The organism is Shigella sp. FC1567 (assembly GCF_001743015.1).
GTDB lineage: Bacteria > Pseudomonadota > Gammaproteobacteria > Enterobacterales > Enterobacteriaceae > Escherichia > Escherichia coli.
In genome coordinates, this window is record NZ_MIIV01000076.1 from 1 (window position 1) to 8,826 (window position 8,826).

Genomic DNA, 8,826 nt, shown 5'->3' on the forward strand with positions numbered 1-8,826 from the left:
TTTCTGGTGCGTACCGGGCTGAGAGGCGGTGTAAGTGAACTGTAGTTGCCATGTTTTACGGCAATGAGAGCAGAGATAGCGCTGATGTCCGGCAGTGCTTTTGCCGTTACGCACCACGCCTTCAGTAGCGGAGCAGGAAGGACATCTGATGGAAATGGAAGCCACGCAAGCACCTTAAAATCACCATCATACACTAAATCAGTAAGTTGGCAGCATTACCTCCTTAGCTTATACAGATATCATTGAGTGACCGGTGTTGAGAAATCCGGTGGTTTAGGGGGATAGAGCAACAATCGCACCACTCTTGCCAGGTTTGGCGGGAAATATAAAAAAATGTGAGGCGGCTCGAAACTTAAGGGCTTTTTGTGAATGAACTCACAGGTGCTAAATGAGAATTAAAATCACTCCTGAAAATTATTATTGCCAGCCCATATATCACTTTTTCTCTTTTCTCAAAATCAGTGATTCCTTATCATTATGATAAAGAGTGCTGGAGGGATTAAATATTTGAACGCAATCGTTTAACTACGTTTTTTAAATTTTAGTATACCTTTTTTGCACTGTAATAAAGTCGTCCGGAGTATCAATATCTAAAATTATTTCTGCATTTTCTACTTCGACGGAATAATGAGCTCCCATAAGGAGTGCCTGACGCATATTGGTGATATTGGGGCGCTTGATTGCCTGCATCAGGCATGGTTTTGACACTAAAATCGGATGGCCGGGGATGCCATTATGGAGTGGCAGTATTGCGCCATCATTTCGTAACGACCAGATTTTTCTGAAAATATCGATGGTGAGGGTTGGCATGTCACCGTGGGTGAGAAAACAATGTTCTGTTTGCACTGCGGGTACTGCGGCCTTTACTGATGTTAGTAAACCCTGCGCATAATCTGGGTTGTGGATAATAGTGATATTGCTCTGGTTCACATAACGTTCGTGCAGTTCATTACCACGATAGCCGGTGACTAAAATAATTCGGCTACAAAACTGCAACGCATTTTTGATACTTGTATCAAGAATTGTCCCCTGTTGCCAGGGTAACATCATTTTCCATTGCCCCATTCTTGATGATAATCCGGCAGCGGTAATTATACAGTCGATGGCTGACATAGTGGTTCCATTATTTATAGGGGCTAATAACGCCTGATAATTGCGTTACTTCCTGATGGATTAAGTTGGGGATAATTTATCCCAGAGAGGTCATAAAGACTCGTGAAAAGTATAGTTGACCCATCGGCATTATTCATTGATTTAGGTGCGCAGAAACGTCCCACTGTGATTTCTGTTGTTGGTGCTGGGGGGAAAACCAGCTTGCTTTTTTGGCTGGCAGAACTGCTCCAGGCTAGCGGCAGGCGTGTGTTAATCACGACGACAACACATATGTTTATGCCAACGTCTCACTGGCCCGTGGTTTTCTGTCGTGATCCCGCCATGCTTCCTCATGCGTCTCTTACATCCCCCATTTCATTTTGTTTTCACAGCTGGAAAGCGAACCAGGGAAAAGTGCAGGGATTTACGCCAGAAGCGATTGATGCACTGGTGCAACGACCAGAGTGTGACGTAATTCTCATTGAAGCAGATGGCTCGCGTGCAATGCCGTTAAAAGCGCCTGATGAGCACGAACCTTGCATACCCAAAAGCAGTTGCTGCGTGATTGCTGTGATGGGAGGACATATTTTGGGCGCGAAAGTGAGCACAGAAAATGTCCATCGCTGGTCGCAGTTTGCTGATATTACTGGGTTAACACCTGATGCAACCTTGCAACTGAGCGATCTCGTTGCGCTGGTTCGCCACCCTCAGGGGGCGTTTAAAAACGTACCGCAAGGTTGTCGGCGAGTCTGGTTCATTAACCGTTTTTCTCAATGTGAGAATGCGATTGCACAAAGCGAGCTCCTTCAACCGCTGCAACAACACGACGTAGAGGCAATCTGGCTAGGCGATATACAAGAACATCCTGCAATCGCGCGCAGATTTGTGAATTAGCGGCCCGGGTATTCCGGGTTACTGAAAGGATATCCATTGAGGTTGGTATGAATATTTTCACAGAGGCTGCAAAACTCGAAGAGCAAAATTGTCCGTTTGCGATGGCGCAAATTGTTGATAGCCGAGGCTCGACTCCCCGCCATTCTGCACAAATGTTAGTGCGCGCCGATGGTTCTATCGTCGGTACAATTGGTGGCGGAATGGTTGAGCGGAAGGTGATTGAAGAGTCACTTCAGGCATTGCAGGAACGTAAGCCGCGATTATTCCATGGACGTATGGCTCGTAACGGTGCGGATGCTGTCGGGTCAGATTGTGGAGGTGCAATGTCAGTATTTATCAGCGTCCATGGTATGCGTCCACGTCTGGTGTTGATTGGCGCGGGGCATGTCAACCGGGCGATAGCCCAGAGTGCCGCGCTATTAGGATTTGATATTGCCGTTGCCGATATTTATCGCGAAAGCCTCAATCCTGAACTATTCCCACCATCAACCACGCTTCTCCATGCTGAGTCGTTTGGTGCGGCAGTGGAAGCACTGGATATTCGCCCTGATAATTTTGTCCTGATTGCCACGAATAATCAGGATCGTGAAGCCCTCGACAAACTCATTGAACAGCCCATTGCATGGTTGGGGTTGCTGGCAAGTCGCCGCAAGGTTCAGCTTTTCCTGCGTCAATTGCGTGAGAAAGGCGTGGCTGAAGAACATATTGCCCGTTTACATGCGCCCGTTGGTTACAACATAGGTGCGGAAACGCCGCAGGAGATCGCCATCAGCGTGCTGGCAGAAATATTACAGGTGAAAAATAACGCGCCGGGTGGGCTGATGATGAAACCTTCTCATCCTTCCGGACACCAGCTGGTGGTGATTCGCGGTGCGGGAGATATCGCCAGTGGTGTGGCGCTACGTCTGTATCATGCGGGTTTTAAAGTGATCATGCTGGAAGTGGAAAAACCGACAGTGATTCGTTGTACCGTGGCGTTTGCCCAGGCCGTGTTCGATGGCGAAATGACGGTCGAAGGCGTCACTGCTCGCCTGGCAACCAGCTCTGCGGAAGCGATGAAACTTACCGAACGCGGATTCATCCCTGTGATGGTAGATCCCGCCTGTTCATTGCTTGATGAACTGAAACCGCTTTGCGTGGTGGACGCTATTCTGGCGAAACAGAATTTGGGAACGCGGGCAGATATGGCACCAGTAACAATCGCGCTTGGGCCGGGCTTTACTGCAGGGAAGGATTGTCATGCGGTAATTGAAACAAATCGCGGGCACTGGCTCGGTCAGGTGATTTACTCTGGTTGTGCGCAGGAGAATACCGGTGTTCCTGGCAATATTATGGGGCATACCACCCGACGGGTGATCCGTGCTCCTGCTGCAGGCATTATGCGATCCAACGTGAAATTAGGCGATCTGGTGAAAGAGGGCGATGTGATTGCCTGGATTGGTGAGCATGAAATTAAAGCACCGTTGACGGGGATGGTGCGTGGCTTGTTGAACGACGGCCTGGCAGTGGTTGGTGGTTTTAAAATTGGTGATATCGATCCTCGTGGTGAAACCGCTGATTTCACCAGCGTTTCTGATAAAGCCCGGGCGATTGGCGGCGGCGTACTTGAGGCGTTAATGATGTTGATGCATCAGGGCGTGAAAGCGACAAAAGAAGTGCTGGAAGTGGCTTAAATGAAAATGGCCGGATGGTATTACCCACCCGGCCTTAAAATTACTGACAAATCACCGTTCCGGTTTTGCCTTCAATCCCTTCTTTCGCTTTGCTCAATACGGTAATCAGTGCTTCACGACCTGCGCGAGAGCGAGCAAACGAGGCGGCAGCTTCCACTTTAGGCAGCATAGAACCTTTCGCAAAATGACCTTCTTCGATAAAGCGTTCAGCATCACTTAATGACAGGCGATCGAGCCACTGTTCATTCTCTTTACCGAAGTTAATGGCCACTTTTTCTACCGCAGTCAGAATGATCAGCATATCGGCATCAATCATTTCTGCTAAACGGGCGCTGGCCCAGTCTTTATCGATAACCGCGCTGGCACCACGCAGATGGTTACCTTCACGAATAACAGGGATACGACCACCGCCAACGGTGATCACCACCTGGCCTGCATCTACCAGAGCTTTAACAGTTTCTTTTTCAATGATATCAACCGGTTTTGGCGAGGCAACAACACGGCGATAGCCGCGACCAGCATCTTCTTTCAGAGTGTAACCCTGTTTTGTCAGTTGCTCTGCTTCTTGCTCGGTAAAGAACGAACCGATCGGCTTGGTCGGGTTGAGGAATGCCGGATCGTTAGCGTCGACTTCGACCTGAGTAACCAGCGTTGCTACAGGTTTATTAATGCCCCGAGAAAGCAGTTCTTCTCTTAACACGTTTTGTAGATCGTAACCAATATAACCCTGGCTTAAGGCAACACAGACAGACATCGGCAGCATTGGCGAGTGTGCTTCAGTTTTTGCGGCAGCTTCAAAGGCCTGGTTAATCATGCCCACCTGCGGCCCGTTACCATGAGTGACGATAACTTCATGTCCTTGGGCAATTAAATCAACAATTGCCTGAGAAGTAATTTTTACCGCTTTCATTTGTCCGGCCAGGTCATCGCCCAGCGCATTCCCGCCCAGGGCGAGAACAATTTTCTTACTCATTTTTCCTCACTCATCATTCTTGATTGTGTATAGATCCCTGACAGTGGTTAGAGCACGGGAGGGACAAACGGTTTGCGTCGCAGGAAACGACCTCGCCCGGCTTTGCCTGTAAAGGTGCCGTCACAGAAAATCGTTTCACCACGGGATAAGGTTCTGACAATCGCGCCCTGACAGGTAAAACCCTCCCATGGCGAGTAGTCGGCGTTGTCGTGGAGATGGCGATGCTGAATTTGTTGGCTCTGACGTGGGTCGATAATCACCACGTCGCCATCGGAACCGGGCGCTAATAATCCTTTTTGCGGCCACAGGCCAAACAGCCTGGCGGGCATTGCGCTGGTTAATTCAACAAAGCGTTCCGGTGTTATACGTCCCGTCATCACGCCACTGGAAAACAGTAACTGCATGCGGTTTTCCACACCGGGTAAGCCATTTGGGCAGCGACTGAAATCGCCTTTAGAAATTTGCAGGCGTTGAGCCATCGAGAAGGTGCAGTGATCGGTCGCCACCACGTCAATCGCACCATCGCTGATGCCACACCACAGTTTGTCCTGCTCGCGTACGTTACGCAGCGGTGGGCTAAGAATGAACTTCATGCCATCTTCTGTATCGTAACTGCGTTCGTCCAACAGGAGATATTGTGGGCAGGTTTCAACCCAGACTGGCTGGTGATTCGCACGGGCAAGACGCAGATAATCCAGACCTAAGCCGTTAGACAGGTGCACGATATAGAGCGGGGCGTTACCGGCAATTTGTGCCAGGTTAATCATGCGGGCGATGGCTTCCGCTTCGCATTCCAGAGGGCGACTCAAGGCATGATAGCGCGGCGCGGTTAACCCTGCGGCGATAAATTCCGCCCGCTTGCTGGCGATAGCCGCATCATTTTCCGGGTGCACGGTGGTCAGCGCGCCGGATTCATGCAAGCGGCGTAATGCCTGCAAAACCTCGTCATCGTTGAGTTTGTATTGATAGGTTAAATAGAGTTTAAAACTGCTCAGTCCTTCCTCGACCATCATCGGGATTTCGTCGAGGATTGCGTGATTAATGTGCTGGATCACACCGTGAAAGCTGTAATCGATGACCGCTTTATGGGCGGCATAACCACGATAAACCTCCAGTTGATGGCGTAACCGACAGCCGTTTGGGCCAAATCCCATATGGTCAATAATGGTTGTTGTACCGCCACACGCAGCTGCGCGGGTACCGGTAAAAAAATCATCACAACTGCGCGCGATGCCGACATCAATATTGAAATGCGTATGGACATCCACGCCGCCTGGGAAAACGTAACAGCCAGTGGCATCAATTTCTTCATACGGGAGCTGCGGCGAAATATTGTTGCCCAACTGGCGAACAATCCCGCTTTCAATCAGCAAATCCTGTTTGGCTTGTCCATCTGCGTTAACGACAGTGCCGTTTTTGATCAATACGCGCATAGCAAACTCCAAAAACCCTCCGGCGAACCGGAGGGGAATAAGTGAAGAGTAATTACTCTGTTGCCAGCCAGCTTAACGGGATTGCAGCGTACATCGCGGCACAGGTCACCAGTGCTTTAACGGTGAAGTGATCTTCTTCCACTTTCCAGGTCGGGAAGTAGCATTCGGTTGGGTAAACCAGGCCAGTCCAGGACGGACGGTCGTAGTTGTACATAGAAACAACCGCGTTAGCTTTCTGTACTGCAGGCAGGGCGCGGATTTCGTCCAGCGCGCCTTCCCAGGTTTCGCCCCAGGTCAGACGGCGGTCAATAGAGACGGCGCAGCTATCTGCTACAGCGCAACGGCTTGGGGATGTGAAGAAGATTTCAGAAACGGTGAGGGTGCCTTTGCCGAGGAATTCGTCATAACCCAGACGTTGGGAGAGTTCTTGTAATTCGCCAAGAATCGGACCCATTTTGAAAATGGCGTTGTCACCGCGTTCTGGCGCAGAACCGTGGCAGCTAACACCCTGAACATCAATACGAATTTCCATACGACCGCGCTGACCACGGTATATCTGGCAGTCGGTTGGTTCGGTACTGACCACAAATTCCGGGCGAATGCCGGATTGTTCAATAATGTACTGCCAGCACAGACCGTCGCAGTCTTCTTCCTGCACAGTACCGGTAACCAGCAGGGTATATTCATCTTCCAGACCGAGGTCTTTAATGATTTTACCGGCATAAACCATAGATGCCATGCCGCCTTCCTGGTCGGAAGTACCGCGACCACCGATTAGCTCATCAGTTTCCATGCCTTCGTACGGATCGAAGTCCCAGTTTTTGATGTTGCCAATGCCGACGGTATCGATATGAGCGTCCATTGCCACCAGACGCGGGCCGTGGCCGATATAACCGAGAACGTTGCCCATCGGGTCGATTTCAACTTTATCGAAGCCGACTTTTTCCATCTCTTCTTTAATACGATGTACTACGCGTTTTTCGTCGCAGCTTTCACTGGGAATAGCAACCATGTCGCGCAGGAAGCGAGTCATGTCCGCCTGGTAATCTTTTGCTTTTTCAAGAATCAGTTTGAATGGAATATTCTTAGCCATTATTTTTCTCCAGATTTTTTACTCCCCGTTTTGCAGGGAGTAGTTCCAATAGGGTGATTAAGGTGCTACAGCGTGTTTGCCTTCCCAGACAACTTCGCGGTAGTGCTTCACGTCGGTGTCGCCTTCAGTACTGATAACCAGCACTACGGCATCTTTGTTCAGCGCCAGTTTTTCCATCAGGCTTTGACGTTGCGGGTGATAATGAACCGCTGCGAGAACGCCCAAACCGACAGCGCGGATTCACCGGAGATGATGCGCGGGTCGTTGCCGTACGGATTACCCAGCACGCGCATACCTAATGCGGCAACGCTGTCCTGGCAGGAGATGAATTGGGTGGCGCAGTTACGTAGGATTTCCCAGCCCAGCGGGTTAGGTTCGCCACAGGCCAGGCCCGCCATGATGGTGGCCATATCACCGCCAACGTTGACGATGTCGCCTTTGACGCCGGAGCGATAAATACAGTCAGCTTTGTCAGGTTCAACAATAATGCTGTGCAGATTTTGCGGGCTGTAGACGTCGACCAGATAACCCAGCACACCACCGGCCATTGCTCCGACACCGGCTTGCAGCAGAACGTGCGTCGGGGTTACGCCCATTTCACGCATTTGCTCGACGGCTTCATCTGCCAGGGTTGCGTAGCCTTGCATGATCCAGGTTGGGATTTTGGTGTAACCTTCCCATGCCGTGTCCTGTACCACTTCCCAGCCGTGCTGCTGCGCGTGTTGCATGGTCAGGCGAACGGTATCGTCATAGTTCATATCCGTGACGATGCACTCGGCACCGAGGTTCAGAATGGCGTCAACGCGTTCCTGAGCAGAACCTTTCGGCATGTAAATCACCGCATTCTGTCCGAGTTGCTGTGCTGCCCACGCCACACCGCGCCCGTGGTTGCCGTCGGTGGTGGTCGCGAAAGTCATTTTTTCGCCGATGGCATTTTTCAGGTGCTCAAATGACAGCGTTTCGATATCAAGATGATATTTTTCACACAATAATTGAGCGATGGCGTACGCACCGCCAAGCATTTTGAAGGCGTTCAGACCGAATCGTTTTGATTCGTCTTTGACGAGAATTTTCTTCACACCAAAAAGGTTTGCGAGATCGTCCAGCGCACAAAGCGGTGTTGGGCGATAACCAGCTATTTTCTGGTGGAACTGGCGCGCCAGTTTGGCCTGGCTTTGCGAAAAGAGCGGTGATGTTTCGCCGTTGAAAAATTTGTTATCGGCGATATCAATCTTCAATGAGAAAACGGACATATCCTATCCTTTTGGCCTCTGGAAATAGAGGGCCGACCAGCTGATCGGCCCGAGGGGTTATTTCACGCGTTCTTGCGCTTCTTTCAGCAGTTGCTCGAGCAGTGCACCTGGTTTGGCGTATTTACGGGACTGAACCGCCCCGGGAATCCTGGAGACTAAACTTCCTGAGAAAGAGGTAAACAGGATGACTAAAAATACTCGTTTTTCCCCCGAAGTCCGTCAGAGGGCGATTCGTATGGTTCTGGAAAGTCAGGGCGAATATGACTCACAGTGGGCGGCAATTTGTTCCATTGCCCCAAAGATTGGCTGTACACCGGAGACTCTGCGTGTCTGGGTACGCCAGCATGAGCGGGATACCGGAGGCGGTGATGGCGGGCTCACCACCGCTGAACGTCAGCGTCTGAAAGAGCTGGAA

General features: G+C 50.5%; 8 protein-coding genes and 2 pseudogenes. 3 read left to right on the top strand and 7 right to left on the bottom strand.

Annotation, left to right across the window (positions count from 1 at the left end):
- Positions 1-165: IS1 family transposase (locus BHE85_RS06045; protein ID WP_047664789.1), on the bottom strand; the 165-nt coding region annotated here is incomplete at its 3' end.
- 369 nt (positions 166-534) lie between these two features.
- Positions 535-1,113: a molybdenum cofactor cytidylyltransferase gene (gene mocA / locus BHE85_RS06050; RefSeq protein WP_001272869.1), complete on the bottom strand. Its 579-nt coding sequence runs from the start codon at positions 1,111-1,113 to the stop codon at positions 535-537.
- Positions 1,114-1,215: 102 nt separating this feature from the next.
- Here mocA and yqeC point away from each other — a divergent pair, with 102 nt between their 5' ends.
- The gene (yqeC, locus tag BHE85_RS06055; RefSeq protein WP_000836480.1) at positions 1,216-1,986 is read left to right on the top strand and encodes a selenium cofactor biosynthesis protein YqeC; all 771 of its coding nucleotides are present in this window, start codon (positions 1,216-1,218) and stop codon (positions 1,984-1,986) included.
- Positions 1,987-2,033: 47 nt separating this feature from the next.
- Positions 2,034-3,659, top strand: a complete 1,626-nt coding sequence (gene yqeB / locus BHE85_RS06060; protein WP_001020381.1) for a selenium-dependent molybdenum cofactor biosynthesis protein YqeB — start codon at positions 2,034-2,036, stop codon at positions 3,657-3,659.
- 40 nt (positions 3,660-3,699) lie between these two features.
- On the opposite strand, the gene arcC is transcribed toward yqeB, so the two are convergent.
- The 5 genes and pseudogenes from arcC to BHE85_RS27250 all read right to left on the bottom strand — a co-directional run.
- Positions 3,700-4,632 carry a carbamate kinase gene (gene arcC / locus BHE85_RS06065; protein ID WP_039064266.1) on the bottom strand — a complete coding sequence of 311 codons (933 nt, stop codon included), beginning with the start codon at positions 4,630-4,632 and terminating at the stop codon, positions 3,700-3,702.
- 47 nt (positions 4,633-4,679) lie between these two features.
- Positions 4,680-6,065, bottom strand: coding sequence for a D-phenylhydantoinase (hyuA, locus tag BHE85_RS06070; RefSeq protein ID WP_001264452.1), 1,386 nt, complete (start codon positions 6,063-6,065; stop codon positions 4,680-4,682).
- Between the two features lie 52 nt (positions 6,066-6,117).
- Entirely contained in the window at positions 6,118-7,158 is a 1,041-nt protein-coding gene (locus tag BHE85_RS06075) for a YgeY family selenium metabolism-linked hydrolase (RefSeq protein ID WP_071844793.1), read from the bottom strand.
- A 57-nt stretch (positions 7,159-7,215) separates the two neighbouring features.
- A pseudogene (gene dpaL, locus BHE85_RS06080) lies at positions 7,216-8,411 on the bottom strand (diaminopropionate ammonia-lyase).
- A 57-nt stretch (positions 8,412-8,468) separates the two neighbouring features.
- A pseudogene (locus BHE85_RS27250) lies at positions 8,469-8,543 on the bottom strand (hypothetical protein); the annotation flags it as partial.
- A gap of 52 nt (positions 8,544-8,595) precedes the next feature.
- Between BHE85_RS27250 and BHE85_RS06085 the strand changes: the two are divergent.
- The coding region (locus BHE85_RS06085; protein WP_023147292.1) for an IS3 family transposase at positions 8,596-8,826 on the top strand (231 nt) is incomplete at its 3' end.

Coding starts and splice junctions, on each gene's coding strand:
- mocA (WP_001272869.1), bottom strand. CDS start 1,113: ATGTCAGCCATCGACTGTATAATTACCGCTGCCGGATTATCATCAAGA.
- hyuA (WP_001264452.1), bottom strand. CDS start 6,065: ATGCGCGTATTGATCAAAAACGGCACTGTCGTTAACGCAGATGGACAA.
- BHE85_RS06075 (WP_071844793.1), bottom strand. CDS start 7,158: ATGGCTAAGAATATTCCATTCAAACTGATTCTTGAAAAAGCAAAAGAT.
- yqeB (WP_001020381.1), top strand. CDS start 2,034: ATGAATATTTTCACAGAGGCTGCAAAACTCGAAGAGCAAAATTGTCCG.
- arcC (WP_039064266.1), bottom strand. CDS start 4,632: ATGAGTAAGAAAATTGTTCTCGCCCTGGGCGGGAATGCGCTGGGCGAT.